This is a genomic window from Mucilaginibacter gynuensis, from assembly GCF_039541195.1.
Taxonomy (GTDB): domain Bacteria; phylum Bacteroidota; class Bacteroidia; order Sphingobacteriales; family Sphingobacteriaceae; genus Mucilaginibacter; species Mucilaginibacter gynuensis.
On the sequence record NZ_BAABFT010000013.1, the window covers coordinates 116,661 to 137,780 of the forward strand.

At 42.9% G+C, this 21,120-nt stretch carries 19 protein-coding genes and 1 other RNA gene; 8 read left to right on the forward strand and 12 right to left on the reverse strand.

The features are described 5' to 3' along the window. The first annotated feature begins 23 nt into the window (after positions 1-23). Together ABD894_RS20800 and msrA are read left to right on the forward strand one after the other, a co-directional pair. Positions 24-266, forward strand: a complete 243-nt coding sequence (locus ABD894_RS20800; protein WP_345213002.1) for a DUF3820 family protein — start codon at positions 24-26, stop codon at positions 264-266. Between the two features lie 121 nt (positions 267-387). Next, on the forward strand, positions 388-1,035 hold the full coding sequence (gene msrA / locus ABD894_RS20805) for a peptide-methionine (S)-S-oxide reductase MsrA (RefSeq protein WP_345213003.1): 648 nt from the start codon (positions 388-390) through the stop codon (positions 1,033-1,035). A gap of 177 nt (positions 1,036-1,212) precedes the next feature. Here the strand turns inward: msrA and ABD894_RS20810 are convergent, their stop codons facing one another. From ABD894_RS20810 to ABD894_RS20835, 6 genes are all read right to left on the reverse strand, one after another. Further along, complete coding sequence (locus ABD894_RS20810; protein WP_345213004.1) at positions 1,213-2,595, reverse strand: sigma-54-dependent transcriptional regulator; 1,383 nt, start codon at positions 2,593-2,595, stop codon at positions 1,213-1,215. Between the two features lie 122 nt (positions 2,596-2,717). Next, positions 2,718-3,108, reverse strand: an RNA gene (gene rnpB, locus ABD894_RS20815) — RNase P RNA component class A. Positions 3,109-3,296: 188 nt separating this feature from the next. Continuing rightward, entirely contained in the window at positions 3,297-3,716 is a 420-nt protein-coding gene (locus ABD894_RS20820; protein WP_345213005.1) for a c-type cytochrome, read from the reverse strand. Continuing rightward, positions 3,713-4,369: an SCO family protein gene (locus tag ABD894_RS20825; protein ID WP_345213006.1), complete on the reverse strand. Its 657-nt coding sequence runs from the start codon at positions 4,367-4,369 to the stop codon at positions 3,713-3,715. Before ABD894_RS20825 ends, ABD894_RS20820 begins: the two co-directional genes overlap by 4 nt. Beyond that, a complete protein-coding gene (locus ABD894_RS20830) occupies positions 4,370-4,780 on the reverse strand; it encodes a hypothetical protein (RefSeq protein WP_345213007.1) in 411 nt (136 codons plus the stop codon). A gap of 40 nt (positions 4,781-4,820) precedes the next feature. Then, positions 4,821-5,282: a DinB family protein gene (locus ABD894_RS20835; protein ID WP_345213008.1), complete on the reverse strand. Its 462-nt coding sequence runs from the start codon at positions 5,280-5,282 to the stop codon at positions 4,821-4,823. Positions 5,283-5,582: 300 nt separating this feature from the next. On the opposite strand from ABD894_RS20835, the gene ABD894_RS20840 reads away from it, so the two are divergent. Beyond that, complete coding sequence (locus tag ABD894_RS20840; RefSeq protein WP_345213009.1) at positions 5,583-6,938, forward strand: GH1 family beta-glucosidase; 1,356 nt, start codon at positions 5,583-5,585, stop codon at positions 6,936-6,938. Positions 6,939-6,941: 3 nt separating this feature from the next. Here the strand turns inward: ABD894_RS20840 and ABD894_RS20845 are convergent, their stop codons facing one another. The 3 genes from ABD894_RS20845 to ABD894_RS20855 all read right to left on the reverse strand — a co-directional run bounded on the left by ABD894_RS20845 (position 6,942) and on the right by ABD894_RS20855 (position 11,317). After that, positions 6,942-7,841 (reverse strand): sensor histidine kinase, encoded by a 900-nt coding sequence (locus tag ABD894_RS20845; RefSeq protein ID WP_345213010.1) that lies wholly within the window; start codon positions 7,839-7,841, stop codon positions 6,942-6,944. A gap of 106 nt (positions 7,842-7,947) precedes the next feature. Then, entirely contained in the window at positions 7,948-10,035 is a 2,088-nt protein-coding gene (locus ABD894_RS20850; protein ID WP_345213011.1) for a tetratricopeptide repeat-containing sensor histidine kinase, read from the reverse strand. Between the two features lie 100 nt (positions 10,036-10,135). After that, entirely contained in the window at positions 10,136-11,317 is a 1,182-nt protein-coding gene (locus ABD894_RS20855; RefSeq protein ID WP_345213012.1) for an acyl-CoA dehydrogenase family protein, read from the reverse strand. Between the two features lie 81 nt (positions 11,318-11,398). Here ABD894_RS20855 and folB point away from each other — a divergent pair, with 81 nt between their 5' ends. Next, positions 11,399-11,749, forward strand: coding sequence for a dihydroneopterin aldolase (folB, locus tag ABD894_RS20860; protein ID WP_345213013.1), 351 nt, complete (start codon positions 11,399-11,401; stop codon positions 11,747-11,749). A gap of 151 nt (positions 11,750-11,900) precedes the next feature. Here the strand turns inward: folB and ABD894_RS20865 are convergent, their stop codons facing one another. Then, positions 11,901-12,347 (reverse strand): acyl-CoA thioesterase, encoded by a 447-nt coding sequence (locus ABD894_RS20865; RefSeq protein WP_345213014.1) that lies wholly within the window; start codon positions 12,345-12,347, stop codon positions 11,901-11,903. Positions 12,348-12,485: 138 nt separating this feature from the next. Here ABD894_RS20865 and ABD894_RS20870 point away from each other — a divergent pair, with 138 nt between their 5' ends. Further along, on the forward strand, positions 12,486-12,914 hold the full coding sequence (locus tag ABD894_RS20870) for an Hsp20/alpha crystallin family protein (protein ID WP_345213015.1): 429 nt from the start codon (positions 12,486-12,488) through the stop codon (positions 12,912-12,914). 206 nt (positions 12,915-13,120) lie between these two features. Here ABD894_RS20870 and ABD894_RS20875 read toward each other — a convergent pair whose 3' ends face one another. Beyond that, the gene (locus ABD894_RS20875) at positions 13,121-13,612 is read right to left on the reverse strand and encodes a YajQ family cyclic di-GMP-binding protein (protein ID WP_345213016.1); all 492 of its coding nucleotides are present in this window, start codon (positions 13,610-13,612) and stop codon (positions 13,121-13,123) included. Between the two features lie 169 nt (positions 13,613-13,781). Here ABD894_RS20875 and ppk1 point away from each other — a divergent pair, with 169 nt between their 5' ends. The 3 genes from ppk1 (at position 13,782) to ABD894_RS20890 (ending at position 17,452) form a co-directional block, all read left to right on the forward strand. Beyond that, positions 13,782-15,830: a polyphosphate kinase 1 gene (gene ppk1 / locus ABD894_RS20880; RefSeq protein ID WP_345213017.1), complete on the forward strand. Its 2,049-nt coding sequence runs from the start codon at positions 13,782-13,784 to the stop codon at positions 15,828-15,830. 4 nt (positions 15,831-15,834) lie between these two features. Further along, complete coding sequence (locus tag ABD894_RS20885; RefSeq protein WP_345213018.1) at positions 15,835-16,722, forward strand: Ppx/GppA phosphatase family protein; 888 nt, start codon at positions 15,835-15,837, stop codon at positions 16,720-16,722. Positions 16,723-16,888: 166 nt separating this feature from the next. Continuing rightward, positions 16,889-17,452, forward strand: a complete 564-nt coding sequence (locus ABD894_RS20890) for a UbiX family flavin prenyltransferase (protein ID WP_345213019.1) — start codon at positions 16,889-16,891, stop codon at positions 17,450-17,452. Between the two features lie 181 nt (positions 17,453-17,633). Here the strand turns inward: ABD894_RS20890 and ABD894_RS20895 are convergent, their stop codons facing one another. Continuing rightward, positions 17,634-21,107, reverse strand: coding sequence for an efflux RND transporter permease subunit (locus ABD894_RS20895; protein WP_345213020.1), 3,474 nt, complete (start codon positions 21,105-21,107; stop codon positions 17,634-17,636). Positions 21,108-21,120: the final 13 nt, after the last annotated feature.

Sequence of the window (21,120 nt, forward strand, 5' to 3'; positions counted from 1 at the left end):
CACCAATAGCCTATATTTACCGGGTGGAAAATTTAACACCCGACCCGCAGATACTGGTTGACGCGGTACAAACTAAAATGCCTTTCGGTAAATATAAAGACACGCTGATATCAGATATCCCGATATCATACCTGGAGTGGATGCACAGCAAGGGCTTCCCTCCGGGCAAGCTGGGCATGCTGCTATCAACCGTGTACGAGATAAAAATTAATGGTGTGGATAAGATACTGTTCCAGGTTAAGCAAATGATCAGAAACCGGAAGTAGTAAACACTGTTCTGTTTACTTAAGGCTGACCATCCGCTGCAATTTCATCTTCGTATATTCAGTTAGTTATATGTCTGTTCAAGGTTTATTAAAACGACATTGACTATTAAATTTATCGAAGATGAAAAACTGCATATTATATTTAGCATGCACATTCCTGCTGTTTGGCTGCGTAAACGGCCAAACTAAAAAAGGAGCAGGCAAAAATGATTTTGCCGCTGTTCCTGCTGCAAAGCCCGGCGAACAGGTTGCCACTTTTGGCGGAGGCTGTTTTTGGAGCATGAGCGAAGCGCTATCCGAATTAAAAGGAGTGAACAAGGTAGTAGCCGGATTTGCCGGTGGCTCAACAGCTAACCCGACTTACGAAGATGTATGTACCCGTACCACAGGCCATGCCGAAACTGTACAGGTTTATTACGACCCCAAAGTGATCAGTTACGAAACCCTGGCGGAAGGGTTCTTCAGCGCACATGACCCTACTACATTGAATAAGCAAGGCCCGGATGAAGGTACGGATTATCGCTCCATCGCATTTTACCGTACAACTGCTGAAAAAGCGACACTTGAGAACGTAATTAAAAAGGTGAATGCCTCAAAGCACTACAATAATCCGGTTGTTACCCAGGTGGTGCCCTTCAAAGTATTTTACGCCGCCGAAAATTATCATCAGGGATATTACAAAGCTAATCCGGGTAGTTTCTACATTCAATCGGTATCGAAACCCAAAGTTGAAAAATTCAGAAAAGCGATGAAGGCGTATTTGAGGTAGGGAAGGAGTTGAAAAGTCCGGAAGACAAAATATGTTGCTGGGGAGTCTGAAAGTTAATGTTACTATACAAAGAAGTCCGAAAGCTTTGAGCTTCCGGACTTCTTTATTATACGAGTTGAGAAAACTTTCTGACTTCCGGACTTCCCGTCTTTCGGACTTTCTTCCCCGACTAAAGATTTACTCCCCTCTCTTCAAACCGTATTTTTCTATTTTACTGTAGAGGTGGCTTCTTTGAATATCGATATCGTCGGCTGTTTTTGATACGTTCCAGTTGTTTTTTTCCAGCTTGAATTTAATGTATTCGCGCTCGGCGAAGTCTTTATATTCCTGGAAGTTTTTGAACTGATTGAAATCTGTCTGCGGCGCGGCAGCAACCACGGCGGCACTTACGCTTGCCGGTGCCGATGGATTGGCGAAGGCCCTTACATCGTTATCGGTAATGATCTTATCACTCAGGATGATCAGCCTTTCTACCATGTTACGCAGCTCGCGGATGTTACCTGTCCACGGCAAAGCTTTAAGGGCATCTAAGGCCGCGTCGGATATTTTTTTAACCGGCATACCGTATTCACCGCAAATCTCCTCTAAAAAGCTTTGGGTAAGTAAGCCGATATCTTCTTTACGGTCAACCAGCGGTGGTACATGGATCAGGATAACGCTTAAGCGGTGGTACAAGTCCATACGGAAGTTGCCGTCTTCAATTTCCTTTAGCAGGTCTTTGTTAGTCGCGGCTACTACACGTACATCTACCTCAATCTCTTTTTCGCCGCCTACACGGGTAATTTTGCTTTCCTGTAAGGCACGTAATACTTTGGCCTGAGCCGAGTGGCTCATATCGCCAATCTCATCCAAAAATAAAGTACCGCCATTAGCCGATTCAAACTTACCTATACGCTGTTTTATAGCCGATGTAAATGAACCTTTTTCGTGACCGAACAGTTCGCTCTCGATCAATTCCGACGGAATAGCCGCGCAGTTCACCTCGATGATAGGGGCGTTTGAGCGGTTTGATTTTTCGTGCAGCCAGCGGGCTACCAGTTCTTTACCGCTACCATTGGCTCCGGTTACCAGTACCCTTGCATCGGTAGGGCCAACACGATCAATGGTTTCTTTTATTTTTACTATGGCCTGTGAGTTACCCAGTATAGGGCGCACTTTTGATACCTTACGTTTTAAAACCTTGGCTTCAACAACCAAGCTCCCCCTGTCGAGGGCGTTACGTACGGTGATGAGCAGGCGGTTAAGATCGGGTGGTTTCGATATAAAATCGAAAGCGCCTTTTTTGCTGGCTTCAATAGCTGTTTCAACCGTGCCATGGCCGGATATCATGATGAAAGGCAGATCGGGTTTTATTGCCAAACCTTCCTGCAATACCTCCATGCCATCCATGCGGTTCATTTTAATATCGCACAGTACCAGGTCGTAATCGTTATTGCGGATCAGTTCTAAGCCATCAATACCGTTGTCAACATCCTCAACCTGGTAATCTTCATACTCTAATATCTCGCGCAGGGTACTGCGTATTGCCCTCTCATCATCAATTATTAAAATTTTAGCCATGTTTATATTTAGTCAATAAGATATTAAAGTTTACAGTGAATCTAATGTATGATATATGTATACAAAATTAAACACTTTTGGTTTTAAAAAAATAAACCCCCTCCTTATAAAGGGAGAGGGTGTGCAGCAGCAAAGCTGTAAGCCGGGTTCTGTTCCGCCCGTTTTTAATGGGGCGGCTTCTATCATTTATCTGGCCCTGTTATCGCTAACAGGTTCAAGCAACCTACCCATTCCGGCAATACTGTAAACAGTAAAAAGAAGCGAGCAGCTTCACGTCCGGAACCTATTTGGTCTTTCAACTCCTGAGGTTTACCGCGATCCCGGTTACCCGGAAAAGCCGTGAGCTCTTACCTCACGTTTTCACCCTTACCGTAATTAAAAACCACGGCGGTATATTCTCTGTGGCACTTTCTGTCGCCGGCTGCCGGCGCCTTCCCGTTAGGAAGCAGGATGCTCTGTGTTGCCCGGACTTTCCTCCATAAGCAAGCTCATAGCGATAGAACGTTTTGCAATTGCAAAGGTAGGGTTTTATTTGGGAGTTATAAAGGCGGAAAGCTGAAAGGCCAAAGGTGAAAGCGAAAGCTGAAAGACCAAAGCTGAAAGGTTAAAGCAAAAAGGTAAAACTATCCTGCCTGAAACCTTTGTTATTCCACAATAACTTTCTGACTTCCCGACTTACGCCGACTTCCGGACTTTCTTCACTATTTGCACGCCTTCAAACTCTTCTCCACCTCGTTTAAATTGATCACCCCGGTTTTATTGCCGAAGCTGTTACCCACATAGGTAAGCACCTCTGCAATTTCAATGGGGGCGAGGTTGGCGGGAGGCATTTTATTATCAAAGAACTTGCCCGATACATTGATTATTCCGCTCAGTCCGTTTTGCAGATAGCAGGGAAGCTGCGCCCGGTTTTTAGCGATGAATACGGTATCGGTAAGCGGTGGCATTAGTGTAAGCAGGCCTTCGCCGTTTTTACCATGGCAGTTTTGGCAACGGGTTTGGTAGATCACACTACCACTGGTATAATAACGTTTAAATTCAATTTCGGCATCGCTTTGGCACGATACCACCGCGAGGGCTATAGCCAGGCACAGTAGGCTGATGATCTTGAGTTTTATCATTTGGCTTCGGCCTGTTCGGGTTCGGTACGCAATGTTTTAATATCGGCTATCAGCTTCTGCACTTCTTTTTCATCAACACCCGAGTATGAGCCGCGGATACGCTTTTGCTTATCAACCAATATAAAAAAGCCATCATGAATAAATTGCTCCTTGGCATCTTCTTCGGGGCGGGTTACGAGGTAGCTTTCAGATAATTTGTAGGTTTCGTCCTTTTTACCTTGCAGCAGCCACCAGGTATTGCCTTGTACGTTTAGCTTGTCGGCATACTTTTTCAGCACCTTAACGCTATCGTATTTAGGGTCGATACTGTAGGAGATGATCTTAAAATCGTTCAGGTTTTTAAACTCGTTATACACGGCCAGCATATTACGGTGCATCACCGGACAGATAGACGGGCAACTGGTGAAAAAGAAATCGGCCACGTATATTTTACCATCGAGGCTTTTATTGGTGATGCTATCGCCATACTGGTTAATAAACTTAAACGCCGGTATGGTATGGTAAATGGTATCGGTTACTTCTTTGCCATTCACTGTTTTGGTTACAGGTTCGCGCTCGCCGTATATAGGCAGCTTTTGCGTATCGGCAGTATTAAAAGTGCAGGCATTAAACAGCAGCAATGCAGTTGTCGCGGCCCCAATTAACTTTTTCATCTATTTTTTATGAGTTAACAAAAATTTGTTCGAAGCTTCAACAGCGGTCTTTGTCAATGAATCTATCTTCACTATTTGCGCATGCTGATCGTTCAGGTATTTCATGGCCTCATCATGCGGTTTAGCCGAATAGTCCGGTTCAAAATGGTGCATCCAGTCGTCCATAGCGCTATCGGCAGCAGTGGCGGTTTTACTTAAATTGAGCGCTACATCATGGTCTTTAACCGCCAGGGTAGGTTGTGCAAGCAAGGTATCCAGCTGCATTTTGTTTTTGATAAGCGCGTCCTTATCGGCCATTACCTTATCGTGCAGTTCTATTACTTTATTGTATACCTCTTTTTCCTGTTGTTTATTATCGGCACAACCAAAAATGGTAAGAGTTAAAAGCGCGGCGGCAAATATTTTTTTCATGGTATATTAAAATTGATCTTATAACAATATTCGGCTATCATTATCTTGTAAACATAATATAATCGGTACCCGGCAGCGCGGCTACGCCGGCAAATTTAAGGTGCTGGCCAACCTGCGCACGGTGGTGTGTGCCATGGTTAATTATATGCGTCAAAATTTGAACAAGCGTATTAGTGAACGGCATGCCGTTTGAAGTTTGGTACGAAATGGTACCTTGCAGATCTTCATCGGTAAGTGATGCCAAGTGCTCCATCCATAAGGTATAATTGCTGTCGATAATGGTTCCTAATGTATCGGCAGGCCAGTTTTTCGGTTGCAGGTCAACATCATCAGCCTCAATATGTAAACCTTTGCAACGGTAAAGCCATCTTTGCTGGGCTGCCAACAGGTGGGCCATAATTTGTACAGCTCTGTCGGTATGCGGGCTTTTCAGCAGGGTATCAAGTATCAGGTGATTGGCGTACTTGTCGTAATTAAACAGGTGGATGAAATAATCTTTCATGCACCAAAGGTAGGTAACGCATATATAATATAACAGGGCGGGTAAAATTATTGCAAACTGCTTAACAATTAAATAATATTAACTGTAGGATAAATACATACGTGTGGGGTAGCTTTATAATAATTAAAAATTGAAGGCTATGAAATTGATCAGCTTATTTTCAAAACTGCTTGGCGGTTTGCGCGAATGGATGGTGTTAAAAAGCATGCGTTCATCGTTTATACACTAAGTATTTATTCTGAAACGCTTTTTAAATACAATTATATTGTACAATTTGGGCTTAACTTTTAGCTCAATTTAATGGAGAACGCTGCGCGTACGTCTGAATTTAATAAACAACTTTTTGGTGATGATTTTGCCTGGGGCGTGTCGACTGCGGCATTTCAGGTAGAGGGTTCATGCGATGTTGATGGCAAGGGCCAGTCGATATGGGATGCTTTTACCGCCAAAAAAGGCAAAGTATTAAATGGTGATAATGCCGATATCGCCTGCGATTTTTATAATAATTACCAGCGGGATATTGACCTGATAAAGGAAATGAATATCCCCAACTTCAGGTTCTCCATCTCGTGGACACGTATTTTACCTGAAGGAACCGGTGCTATCAACCAGGCCGGGATAGATCATTACAACAAAGTCATCGATTATTGTCTGGCACAAGGCGTTGAGCCCTGGCTTACCATATACCATTGGGACTTACCACAGGTGCTGGAGGCTAAAGGCGGCTGGACAAGCCGCGATGTTATAGGCTGGTTTACCAACTTTTCCGAAATATGCGCCCGCAGTTTTGGCGACAGGGTGAAACACTGGATGGTAATGAACGAACCTGCAGTATTTACCGGCGCAGGCTATTTCTTTGGCATCCACGCGCCGGGCAGAAGCGGCATCAAGAATTTTTTACCGGCCATACACCACGTGGTACTAAGCATTGTGGCAGGGGCAAGGGTATTACGAAACCTGTTGCCGCAAGCCAATATAGGCACTACTTTTTCATGCTCGCATATCGAACCGCACTCCAGCAAACCACGGGACATAGCCGCGGCCAGGCGTGCCGACGCGCTGATCAATCGTTTATACATCGAGCCTATACTGGGTTTGGGTTACCCTGATGAAGAAATCCCGGTGCTAAAAGGCATCCGCAGGTATTTTTACCCGGGCGATGAAGATGATATGAGTTTCGATTTTGACTTTATTGGCATACAAAACTATACAAGGGAAATTGTGCGGTATTCCTTTTTTACGCCCTACATTAGCGCGCGATTGGTAAAGGCCGAAAACCGGAATGTGCCGTTAACCGATATGCGCTGGGAGGTTTACCCGCAGGCTATATACGAGGTGATCAAAAAGTTTAGCGCCTACCCGCAGATAAAAAATATCCTGATCACCGAAAACGGAGCCGCTTTCCCCGATACGGTTAATGACGGCAGGGTTGACGATGCCAAAAGGGTAGATTATTTGCAAAACCACATAACACATGTATTAAAAGCCAAAAATGAAGGCCATAACGTAAATGGCTACTTTGTATGGACTTTAACCGATAATTTTGAATGGGCCGAAGGTTATCACCCACGCTTTGGCTTGATCCATGTTGATTTTAAAACGCAGCAGCGTATAATCAAAGGATCCGGTCGCTGGTATGCTGATTTTCTGAAATAGCTTTTAAGCTATTATAGTTTGCTCGGGTTTATTAAGGCGGATAAAGAAAGTAGTTCCCTGTTTTTCGGCGCTTTTAAGCCAAATCTTCCCGTTGTGTTTCTCTACTATCTGCTTGCAAATGGAAAGCCCCAGGCCTGTTGATGTTTCGCCGGATGTACCCACACGCCTTGCATCGGTAAAAGAATTGAAAACCTTATCCTGAATACGCTCGGGTATCCCTATGCCATTATCTTTTATGGCAATTTGTACAAACTTAGGTTGCTCGGTTACCTCAACTATTATTTTGCCCCCAACCGGACTAAACTTTATAGCGTTGCTTAAAATATTGGTGATCATACGCCAAATTTCCTGCTTGCTGATAAACAGGCTGATCTCTTTATCAGGCACAATCAGTTCAATTACCTGTTGTTTGTCTTCGGCTTTAAGGGTAAGTATGGTAACGCAATTTTTAACGATATCTATAATATCATTAAACTGACCGCTCAATTCCGAATTTTCGAGCTTGCCCGAGTAGATGATCTCCTTGGTAAATTCCAGGGAGTTATAAGAGATCTCTTTTATGTAATTTAAGAACTGCTGGTTCTCTTCAGATATTTCGCCGTTGCTCAATATCATATCGGCTAATGAGATGATGCTGGTAAGCGGGTTGCGCAGATCGTGCGCTACGGCATACAGCGCGCGATCTTTTTCTTTGCGTTGTTCAGCCGAATTTATCTGTATCTGTATACCCGGAATTTCCTGCTGCACGCCATCACCTTTATTGCTAATAATTGTTGCTTCCGGAGCTTGTGCCGAGGCAGTTGCAGCGCGGTCAAACCCCGATTTTTTTAGGTGGGCACGTATCTGTCCGTGAGGTTTTATAAGCGCCGGTGAGCAGAAGATATTCTTATACTGTGCGTACATACGTTTAACTATGTGATAAATGCTTAAAAAGCTAATTTACATAACTACGTAGTAAACACCTAATTGGTTTTGAAAGTTTTTAACAAAAAAGCAATATTTTTGAAATTTATACAACAGTTGACTGCTTTTGCAGCTGAATATAAAATGTGGTACCGGCACCGGGAGTGCTTTCGAACCATATTTTACCATCGTGTTTTTCGATGATCTGCTTACAGATAGAGAGGCCCAGGCCGAAGGATTTTTCGCCCGCCGTTCCGGGTCTTTTGGCATCGGTAAACATGTGGAACACCTGGGTTTTTAAATTATCGGGGATGCCTATGCCTTTGTCTTTTACGGCAACGCAAACATCATTATCGTTATCAATTACGGTTACATAAATAACCGAACCAAACGGACTAAACTTGGTGGCATTGCTGATAAGGTTGCTGATCACCCGCCATATTTTTTCGCGGCTGATGAACAGTTCTTCGGGCGTATCCAGTAATTCGAGTACTATCTTCTGATTTTTTTCGGCGGCTTTAAAGCGCAGTAATTCAACACTGTTGCTAAGCAAAGCGTTAATCTCTACAAACTCCTTATTCAGTTTACCATTGCTATTGTTGGTGGCCTCCAGTATCTCGTTAATCAGTTCGAGCGAATTGTAGGACGTTTCTTTGATCAGGTTGATGAGTTCTTTTTGCTCATCGGTATATTCATCGTCCATCATTGATGATGTGAGCGAGGCTATACCACCCAGCGGGTTTCGCAGGTCATGTGCCACGGCGCGCATAATGCGGTCTTTCTCGCGGTTGTGGCCGTTTAGTTCGGTCAAGGTATCTTCCAGCACGTTGTTCTGCTCGTTAATTTGCTTATTGAGGTTGTTAACGGTGAAAAAAGCCTTGCGCGATCGCTTCCAGTTGCGGTAAATAAGCGATATGATAACCGATAGCATTACGGCGCATATAATGGCCACGTACAAATAGGTTTTTTGCAGCTTGTTGTTATTGCTTAGGGTATTGATCTCGTGTTGCTGCTCGTAATTGGCCAGTTGCTGGTTTACATCGCTTTCTTTGAGCGATAAAAGCTTTTTATCTATCGAATCTTTTTGAATATTGTACCCCTGTAAATAGCGTACTGCCTTTTCAAAATCCTTGTTTTTTAAGTAGTAATTGGCCAGCAGGCGGTTCCAGTCGGCCTCGGCATTTTCATTTTTCAGGGTATCCAATTGCCGCCGCATTACAGCAAGCAGGCTTTTTAACGAATCTATCTGGTTATTATCCAAATAAAGCTGCCCCAATTTTACTTCGGTTAGCTGCGCGTCGATATTGTCATTTCCCTTGCGCAGGTTGATGCTGATACTTTTCTTTAGCAGATCAATAGCCTGCTGATGCTTACCTTGTTTAACCAATACCTCGGCCATGTTACCATACACTACGCCTAAGCCTATATCCATAAAATTGGCTTTTTCAGGATAATTGTGTCCGTAAGCTTTGATATATTCAATAGCACTGGTAAAATAGAACATGGCGCTATCGGGGTTGTTCAGTTTTTTATAACCCAGGCCAATGTTATCCAGTATTTCCTGCCGACGATAAAAGGCCACAAAGTTTTGCTTACTGCTCGATTGCTTGTAGCTGTCTTTAAAATAGTTTACGGCAAGCTTGTAATGTCCCTGTTTGTACATGATCATCCCCATGCGGTAGGTATAATCGGATAGGGCATCGTTGTTCAGATAGTTTTTGCCTACCAGGTAGCCCTGGTAAAAACATTCATAGGCATCGTTGTAACGCTTAATATCAAAGAGTACATCGCCTTTTGAAAAGTTGGCTTCGGCAAAGTTTTCGGAGTATTGTTTGGTGGTGACGCTTTTTTTGGCGTATTGCACCATGCTATCGGCATACAGTAAGCCATTTACATTATCGCCTTTAGCCCTTTTGGTGGCTACATAGTGCAGCCCGTAAGTTCTGAAGCGGTCGTTTATAGTAGGGTGCGGAATGGTAGCTACGGCCGAATCGAGATACCTCATGCTCTCATTTATCTTATTATGAAATATGAGTTGCTCGGTATTCTTAAATATTACTTTAAACTCATCTGAGTAATCGCCGTTATCTGCGGGTTTGTGTGTACATGTTACACTAAACAGCGTTACCATACAGCAAAGCCATAAAACACGGCTTTTAAGCGAATAGTTCAAATAATCAGAGGAATTAGCCAAGGGTCAATTAACTAATAGATAATCAACAAATATAATATTCTGCACCGTAATCATATTACTTAATATGATTAAATTAATTAAAAAATAACTGTAAATAATACTATTTAAAAGCCTCCTCACCCGTGATGTCGGCTCCTGTGATAAGTAGGTGAATATCATGTGTACCTTCATACGTAATTACCGACTCAAGGTTCATCATATGGCGCATTATTGGATAATCTCCGGTAATTCCCATGCCGCCAAGTATTTGGCGGGCTTCGCGGGCTACGCTTATGGCCGTTTCTACACTGTTCCGCTTAGCCATGGAAATTTGCGCGGCGGTAGCCCGGTTCTCATTTTTAAGTGTAGCGAGGCGCCAAACCAGTAATTGCCCTTTAGTGATCTCGGTGATCATTTCGGCCAGTTTTTTTTGTTGCAACTGAAATGCCGCTATAGGTTTACCGAACTGATGGCGTTCTTTGGCGTAACGCAGGGCGGTATCATAGCAATCCATAGCCGCGCCCAATGCGCCCCAGGCAATGCCATAGCGGGCCTGATTAAGACATCCCAGCGGACCTTTAAGTCCGGCTGCGTTAGGTAGCAGGTTTTCTTTGGGTACTTTAACATTATCAAAAACCAGTTCACCCGTGGCCGATGCACGTAACGACCATTTGCCATGCGTTTCTGGCGTGCTGAAACCTTCAAGGCCGCGTTCCACTATTAATCCGCGTATCTTGCCTGCTTCATCCTTGGCCCACACAATAGCGATATCGGCAAATGGGGCGTTAGAGATCCACATTTTGGCACCATTGAGCAGGTAATGATCGCCGGCATCTTTAAAGTTGGTGGTCATGCCGCCGGGGTTCGATCCATGGTCGGGTTCGGTCAACCCGAAACAGCCGATCAGTTCGCCGCTGGCCAGTTTGGGCAGATATTTTAATTTTTGCTCTTCCGAGCCATAGGCATATATCGGGTACATCACCAGCGAACCCTGTACCGACGCAGTGGAGCGTATTCCCGAATCGCCGCGTTCAATCTCCTGCATAATAATGCCATAGGCCATATAGTCAAGCCCAAGACCGCCGTATTCGGCCGGAATGGTAGGGCCGAAAGCGCCAATTTCGGCGAGGCCTTTTAATAATTGTTTCGGAAATTCGGCCCGTTGGGCGTAATCTTCTATAATGGGGCTTACCTCTTTCTTAACCCAATCGCGCACGCTTAGGCGGATAAGTTTATGTTCATCGGTAAGTAATTCATCTATTAAATAATAATCAGGCGATTCAAAAAGGTCAGTTTTAGCCATGGGGTTTAATATTTGGAATAGTCAAATCTACATAATGCAACTTAGATTGGGCAATTACTTAATGTTAATTACTTTTGATGCATGATCACAGTAGCACTACACGGCGCGGAGTTTTTTGCATACCACGGCTTTTACGCCGAAGAGCAGGTAATAGGCAATAAGTTTTTGGTAGATGTAACGGTACAGTTTTTACCGCAGGGCGATTTAAACGGCGACGAAATGGCCAATACCGTAAATTACGAACACGTATATAAAATATGCTGCGAAGAAATGAAGCATCCCCGAAAGCTCATAGAAACCGTAGCCCAGGCTATTGTAGACAAAATTAAGGCAGACTACCCCTTCGCCGAAAGCATCACCCTAACTCTCAAAAAGCAGAACCCACCCATGAAAGGGAAAGTAGAGTATTCAGCAGTTACGATTACGTTGTAATGTGCAAATATGCAGATGTGCGAATGTGCAGATGATTTTCGGATGTGCAGATAATTGATTGATCAATTAATTCATTTCAACATGAAAAGATCATCTGCACATCTGCATATCCGCACATTTGCACATCAAAAATCATTTGCAAATCAAAACATCAATTCGTATTTAAAATCAACGGTGGTTCGTCATATTCTATCATTTTTTGGCGTTGCTCTTTGGGGATGGATACCGATTTGTTGGCTGAATAATCATAGCTGATACAAACGGTTTTTCCTGTTGTGCATACTTCATCGCCGTTGGGCGTATGTTTTACCAGTACGTGCATTACATCAAAACTGCTGTTGCCTATACGGGTAGTACGCACATAGCATGATATTTTATCGTTGATTGTAAGCGGTTTCAGGTAATTGATCTCCGAGCGACCTAAAATGACCCCGGCGCTGGTCCAATCCCAGCCAATGGCATCGCGCCAGTAGTTTGAACGGGCTATTTCAAAGTAAGTAAGATATACCGCGTTATTAACGTGTCCATACGAATCCATATCCGAAAAGCGGATCGGGATGTCGGTTTTGTACTTATATAATGATAGTTTTTCAGGCATAAAATGTCAATTTGTCTGTATTAAATAAAGAGAACGGACAAAATGACCGTTGATTCTTATGTAAACAGGGTTGGTACAAGAGTTGAACAACCCTCCACGAAGTTAATAAAAAGATAAAAAACTTAGGAGGATATAACAATGACTTTAGTAAAATTTGCAAACGGACACAACAAACGCGCTGTAAACCCATTTTTTAGCGACGTATTCGATTCATTAATTAACGATTCATCTATCATCGGTCGCGGCCCTGCCGTTAATATTGCCGAAACTGAAAACGAATTCCATATCGAATTGGCTGTACCCGGCTTGAAAAAAGAAGATTTTAAAATTAGCCTTGATAAAAACGTATTAAGCGTTGCTGCTGATAAAAAAGTAGAGAATGTAGAAGAAGGCAAAAAATACAGCAAACGCGAATACAGCTACAATTCTTTCAGCAGGTCATTCACCTTGCCAGAAAGTGCAGATCACGCCAAAATTGAGGCCGACTACACCGATGGTATCTTAACCCTGAATGTACCTAAAAAAGAAGAAGCTAAAATTCAATCAAGAGAAATTACTATTAAATAATAATAGTAATAAAGAGTGTTTTCATAATAAGTTGGTTTGATGAAAAGGCCGTTTCCGCAAGGAACGGTCTTTTTTAATTTCGGATTTCGGATGTTCAATTTCGAATTTATCGGGAACTAAAACACTTCAGTCCGAAATTCTTCGAAATGGTTATCTAACGCTAAACAAATCCGAAATCGAACATCCGAAATCCGATATATCCCAAATTAGTTCCTCATATTAATATACTGCAACGGCTGCCCGAAATCTTCAGTGCGGCAAAGGCTGATTACGGCTTGCAGGTCATCAATCTTTTTGGCTTGTACACGTACCTGGTCGTCCATAATGGATGCCTGTACTTTGAGGCCGCTGTCTTTTATCTTTTTAACTATCTTTTTGGCGGCCTCTTTATCAATGCCTTCCTTAACCTTAATTTCCTTACGTATCATATTGCCCGACGCGTAATGCTCGTCGCCAAAATCAAGCGCTTTGGCATCCAGTCCCTGTTTGATCATCCGGCTGATTATAGCATCCTGAATGGCTTTCAGGCGCATATCATCTTCGGTAACAATGGTAATGGCATTGGTTTTCTTATCCAATTCAACGGTGCTTTTTGAATCGTTAAAATCATAACGGTTTAAAATTTCCTTTTTCGCGTTGTTCATGGCGTTATCAAGGGTTTGTCCGTCTATCTTGCTTACAATATCAAATGATGGCATAATGGTAGAATTTAAAAAGTACAAAGCTAATGTAAACAATGTATTTATTTAGCGTGTATAATATTAAATACGTACATTAACTAACCTACTGCTTCATGATGAGTTAATATTAACTTAACAAATAAATAAGCACATTTGTGAACGGCGCTGTAAAGCGGTGTATTTTTATATGGATACCAAACGCATACCATTAGTAAACAGGGAAATAAGCTGGTTGTATTTTAACGACAGGGTGTTGCAGGAAGCTGCCGACCCAACCGTGCCTTTGATTGACAGGATCAGGTTTCTGGCTATATTTTCTTCAAACCTTGATGAATTTTACCGCGTAAGGGTAGCAACACTCAACCGTTTAGCCAACCTGAACGAAAAATCGAAAGAAATACTGGGCTATAATCCTAAAAAGATTTTAAACCAGATAAAAAATATAGTAGTAAAGCAGGAACGCAAGTTCAACAACCTTTACGAAAACATTATTGTAAAGCAGCTTGCCGAAGAAAAGATCTTCCTGTTGGACGAAAAGCAGCTGAACGTAACCCGCGGTACCTTCGTTAAAAATTACTTTCGCGAAAAGCTACTGGCTACACTGGTACCCATTATGCTGGAAGATGGCGCCTTGCTGCCCGAACTGCGGGACCGTGCCGTATATTTCTTTGTAAAGCTTACCAAAAACAAAAAATCGCGCTATGCGCTTATCGAGTTTCCGGATAACCTTTCGAGGTTTTTGGTACTGCCCGAAACCAATAATCTGAAGTTTATCATCCTGCTTGACGATATTATCCGTTACAGTTTGGAAGATATCTTCTTTATTTTCGATCACGATTCTATAGAGGCCTACTCCATACAGTTAACCCGCGATGCGGAGCTTGACCTTGATAAGGAGGTAAGCGAAAAGTTTGTTGATGCCTTAGCTAAAAGCTTGCAAAAACGTAAAAAAGGTAAGCCGATGCGTTTGCTGTATGATACTGATATGCCGCTGGATATGCTGAACCATTTGGTACAAAAAATGGGACTGAATGGCGAAAGCTTAATTCCGGGTAACCGATACCATAACTTTAAAAACTTTATATCATTCCCTAACGTAGGCCGCCCCGAACTGGAATACGCCCGCAACCCGCAGTTAGCGGTTGACGATCTTTCGTTCGGTAAAAGCTTAATGGGTATGATAGCTAAGAAAGATTATATGGTGAGCACACCATACCAGTCTTTCGATTATATCATCCACTTTTTACGCGAAGCCGCTATTGATCCTAAGGTAAAAGAGATCAGTATCTCGGTATACCGTTTGGCCGAAAATTCGAGGGTGGTGCACGCGTTAATCAATGCTGCTAAAAACGGTAAAAAGGTGAATTGCCTGGTTGAGTTGCGCGCACGTTTTGATGAACAAAACAATATTTTTTGGAGCGGCAGGCTCGAAGAGGAAGGCGTAAACGTGGTTTACGGTGTGCCGGGCTACAAGGTACACTCAAAAATATGCCTGGTTACCCGTACCGAAAAGGGGAGGGCGGTGCATTATGCCTGTCTTTCAACCGGTAACTTCAACGAAAAAACGGCGCAGATCTATGCCGATCATACCCTGTTCACCATGAATCCGAAAATAACTGCCGACCTGGTAGATGTATTTAAGGCGCTGAACAAGAACACGCTGCCAAAGGGAATGAAGAATTTGATCGTATCGCCGATAGATTCGCGCCCGGCAATATATAAGCTGGTTGATAACGAGATAAAGAATGCCAAAGCCGGTAAAAAGGCTTACATGATACTGAAAATGAATAGCCTTGCTGATGAACAATTGATAGGCAAACTATACCAGGCCAGTAACGCGGGCGTTAAAATACAACTGATCATACGGGGGATGTGCTGCCTGGTTGCAGGTATGAAAGATTACAGCGAGAATATCAGCGTGATAAGTATTGTTGATAAATACCTGGAGCATGCCCGTGTACATATTTATTGCAATGGCGGTAAGGAGCTGATCTACCTCACCTCGGCCGATTTTATGAGCCGTAATATTGATAACAGGGTAGAGGTTGGCTTCCCTATTTATGATGAAGCTTTGCGCAAGGAAGTAAGGGATATGATAGATCTTCAATTGCTGGATAACACCAAATCGCGCGAGATATCGGCCACAAATTCAAATAAATACCATAAAACAAAATCGGCCACGCCGCACAGGGCGCAGGTTGAAATTTACGATTACCTTAAACATAAAAACAAATAATTACGTGAGATACGCTGCTATAGATATAGGTTCAAACGCGGTAAGGTTACTTATTGCTGATATTACTGAGAATAACAATTCTATTTCTTTTAAAAAGAACACCATGATAAGGGTGCCCCTTCGCTTGGGCGACGATGCTTTTTTGAATCAGCATATTTCTGATAAAAAAGCGGGCGACCTTATTAAAGCTATGCAGGCCTTCAGTAATTTAATTGACGTATACAAGGTAACTGAATATATGGCTTGTGCTACATCGGCCATGCGTGAGGCTAAAAATGGCCCTGAAGTAGTTAAGCTGATCAAAGAGAAAGCCAACATCAACCTCGAAATAGTACATGGCGCTACCGAAGCCCGTATTATTTACAACAGCCATGCCGAACAAACTATCGATAAAAGCCGCAATTACCTTTATATTGATGTAGGTGGCGGTAGTACAGAACTTTCGTTATTTTCGGCAGGGGAGTTGCTTGCTTCACATTCATTTAACTTAGGTACCATCCGCATTTTAGATAACCAGGATAAAGAAGAAACCTGGGATGAAATGCGCGATTTTATCCGCAAACATACCAAAGGCCTTAAGGATATTGCGGGTATAGGCACAGGTGGTAACATTAACAAAATATATAAGTTATCCGAGCAAAAGGATAAGTCGCCACTGGCATTCACCAAGCTGAAATCGCTTTATAATTATTTAAACTCGTTTTCGCTGAAAGATCGCATTAACGTACTGGGCTTAAACCAGGATAGGGCAGATGTAATTATCCCAGCCTGCGAAATTTTTATGACCGTGATGAAGACTGCCGGTATTAAAAATATCTACGTACCAAGCGTGGGTATGGTTGACGGTATCATTCAAACACTTATAGAAAAGAACTTCCCTGATGCCAGGTGAAAAAAATATTAAGAAATTACAAAATAATTATAAAACTGTTCTTATATTTGTAGTGCCCTTCTCATAGGGCATGTTTTTCATAGGTAGATGTAGGGTCGGGTACTTGTATTCGACCCTTTTTTATGCCCTCAACTTTTTACCCTCCCGTTTTGTTATACTTGCAATTATGAAGAAAAAGATAGTAGTTGCCATTACCGGTGCCAGCGGTGCTATTTATGCTAAGTTGTTGTTAGATAAGTTGCAGCAGCTCAGCAGTCAGGTGCAGGAGGTAGGCGTAGTAATGTCTAACAACGCTAAAGAGGTTTGGCGTGTGGAGCTGGATAGTGAGGATTACAATAACTATCCCTTTAAATTTTATAGTAAAACAGATTTTAACGCACCCTTTGCATCAGGTTCGGCAAGGTTTGATACCATGGTGATCGTACCATGCTCTATGGGGACGCTTGGCCGTATAGCAGGCGGCATATCCGACGACCTGATCTCCCGAGCTGCAGATGTAATATTGAAAGAGCGGCGCCGACTGATACTCGTGGCCCGTGATACACCTTTAAATCTCATCCATATCCGCAATATGGAAACGGTTACCCTCGCCGGTGGAATCATTTGCCCGGCAGTACCGTCATTTTACAGCAAGCCCCAAACCATAGAAGAAGTAGCCATGACGGTAGTAAACCGTGTAATAGACCTCATAGGTTTGGAAAATGAAAGTTATCGGTGGAGCGAACAATAGTTAGTGGATAGTAGTCAATAGTGAGTGAGTGAGTGAGTGAGTGAGTGAGTGAGTGAGTGAGTGAGTGAGTGAGTGAGTGAGTGAGTGAGTGCCGAATAGTAGGTAATAGCTCGCAATCCAAATCCCTTAAAACCAAAAGAGCCCGCTAATTTGTTAGCGGGCTCTTTTGGTTTTGTTTTATTTAAACATCGTGTTTAACAAGCGAAGCGATCTCTTCTTTTGAAAGCTGATGATCTTCATCGTGTTCTACACCTCTCAACCTGTCTTTAAGCCTTGTGCGTATCAGGTACATACATGGCACCAGTATCAGGGTAATAATGGTAGCGAAGGCTAGACCGAATATCATTGTCCACGATAGCGGGCCCCAGAAGGCTACGTTATCACCACCGAAGTGGATGTGTGGTTTAAACTCAGTGAATAAACCTACGAAGTCGATATTGAAACCTACTGCCAGCGGTATCAAACCTAATATAGCAGCGGTAGCGGTAAGTATAACCGGTGTCATACGGGTACGACCGGCTTCTACTACGGCATCATGCAAACTCATACCTTGTTCAAGCAATAAGTCGGTAAACTCAACCAGTAATATACCATTACGTACCACCACACCCGCAAGGGCTATGATACCTACACCTGTCATTACGATGGTGATGGTCATACCGAAGATACTTACGCCCAGGAATACCCCGATGATACTGAACAAGATCTCGCTGATGATGATGAATGTTTTACCTATGGAGTTAAACTGCATCATCAGGATGATAAGGATCAGCATAAAGGAGATACCCAATGCCGTCATCAGGAAGGTAGCCGCTTCTATCTGATCTTCCTGGCCACCAGCCTGTCTGATCACCACGCCTTCAGGCGCTTTGAAGTTACCCACGGCACGGAGTATCTGCACGTTGATCTCATTAGCATTAAAGCCTTTTACCACGTTTGAACCCAGCGTGATCACACGGCGCTGTTGCTTATGTTTGATATTGCTGTACGTGTTTTTATACTCTATTTCGGTAAATGCAGATATTGGTACCTGGCGTATTGCACCGCCTGATGCCATATCACGGTACGTAATTTTTAAATTGCGTATCGCGTCAATATCATAGCGTTGCAACTCACTGCCTTGAACATTTATTTCGTAATTGTCCTCGGTCGTGTTTCTAAAATCAGCCGCTTTAAGACCCAAAACGGTATATAGCAAATTGGTTGTTATTTGCTGACTATTGATACCCTCACGATTGGCACGTTCGCGATCAACCTTAAATACAATTTGAGGTTTGTTATCCTGTACATCGGGTTGTAACTCTTCAATGCCACCTATGTTTTGTTTAACAATGTAGTTCTTTAAGCGTACCGCTGTTTTGGTAAGCGAATCAAGGTTATCACCAACAATTTCAATAGCGATATCTTTTTGCGTTGGCGGGCCACCGTTTTCCTGCGCTACGGATACCTGCGCGCCCGGTACTACACCTTTAACAGTTTCCCGTATCTTGGCCATCACCTCTTTGGTATCTTCGCCATCGCGTTTACCAAACTCAACAAAGGCAACGGTAATTTTTCCTTTATTCGGGTAGCTTCCCTGGTCTTCATCCTGCGGATCAGTAACACCTACGGTAACGTTTGATATAATAGATGATACGATCTTTTTATATGGCTCTACAGTGTTGGCTACACGTTGTTCCAGTACCTTGGTAACCTTATCTGTGTAAGCCTGATCTGTACCTGTCGGCAAGGTAATATACACATACACAAAGTTAGGGTCGGCTTGCGGGAAGAATTCTACCTTTGGTGCACGTATCACCATGAACGCGATACTGAAAAAGAATAACGCGATAACGCCCAACAAAATTTGCCAAGGCCTGCGTACCGCTTTTTCAAGCAAGCGTGCGTACCAGTTCTGAAACTTCGGCCAGCCATTTTTTTGGAACCTATCTATCACACGCACCAATACAAAGTGATTAAGCAGGTATAACGCTATAGCAAGAACCATGAAATTGCCTAAGCCAAATAAGTTCATGCCAATAATTTTTATACCGGCAATAGAGGTTATATAACAAAAAGCTGCTATGGCAACCATGTATATTACTGTTTTCTTTACTGCTTTATCAAATTTGGGGTTATCATGTTCACCCTCAATATGTGGTTTCATAAAATCAACCGCGAATACCGGGTTAATAATGTATGCTACCAGTAACGAAGCCAGCAAAGTGATGATCAGCGTTATTGGCAGGAAAAACATGAAGTGACCAATCAAACTGTTCCAGAAAGCCAGCGGAATAAACGGTGCAAGAGTAGTCATGGTGCCCGAAAATACCGGGAGGAAAACCTCACCCGCGGCAATTTTGGCGGCCTGCTTAATAGGCACTTTACCATTATCAAATATCCGGTGCGTATTTTCAATTACCACAATGGCATCATCCACCACAATACCCAAGGCCAGCAGGAATGAGAACAGCACGATCATGTTCAGCGTAAAGCCAATTGCAGGCATCACCAAAAAGGCGATAAAGCACGATAGCGGTACCGACATAGCCACGAACACCGCATTGGTGGTACCCATAAAGAACATAAGGATAATGGTTACCAGTATAAAACCAATAATGATGGTATTCACCAGGTCATTAATAGTTACACGGGTTTTATCCGACTGATCGCCAGTTACGGTTATATCCAATCCTTTCGGAAATTCTGATTTCCTTTTAAGGGCGATAAGTTCATTAATTTTGTCGGACGCCTCGATCAGGTTTTCGCCCGAACGTTTACTTACATTTAATGTAATTACATTTTTAAAGGCCTTTTGCTCATTAGTTTTTAGGCGCGCGTAGCTTTCCTGTTCTGCCGATCCGTCTTTTACCTCGGCAATATCACGCAGGTATACCGCCTTGCCTGTAGGGCCACGTATAATCATGGCGGCAACTTCATCAGCATCTTTAAAATCCTGCCTTATATCAATACTACGGCGTACACCGTCCAGTTTAACAGTACCTGCCGAAGCAATAATATTTTCGCTGCCAATAGCGGTAGCAATATCCTGGTAAGTGATTTGCGCTGCCGTCATCTTGTTCAGGTCAACGTTTATTTCAATTTCAGGCTTTAGCGCACCTACCTCCTCAACTTTTGATATTTCTTTATAGCTTTCAATTTCATCCTTTAAATTATCGGCGTATTCCTTTAATTTTTTAAGATCGTAATTACCCGAAAGGTTAATATAAAGTATAGGCAAATCGGCTACGTTAATATCTGATATAGACGATTCTTTTAAGTTGTCGTCATTCTGCGGCAGGTCTGGCTTTGCTTTATCAACGGCCTCCTTAACATCCTGCTTGGCATCGCGTATATCAATATTAGCGTTAAACTCGGCCGTAATTACCGATACGTTGGGTAACGAGTTTGATGTTACCTTTTTTAAGCCCTTGAGCGATTTTAATTGTTTCTCTATTTGCCGTGTAACCAGCAGTTCAATATTTTGTGGTGACTGCCCCTGATAAACGGTATTTACAAATACCTTTGATTGCGCGATATCAGGGAAGTTCTCTTTAGGCAGCGTAATATAACTTACCAAACCCAGCACGGTTATTATAAAAACGAGCACATATACCGCCGTTTTATTATCAATGGCCCAGCTGGAGGGCCCAAAAGTCTTTTCAAGATCCTTCATAACAGATCAATTT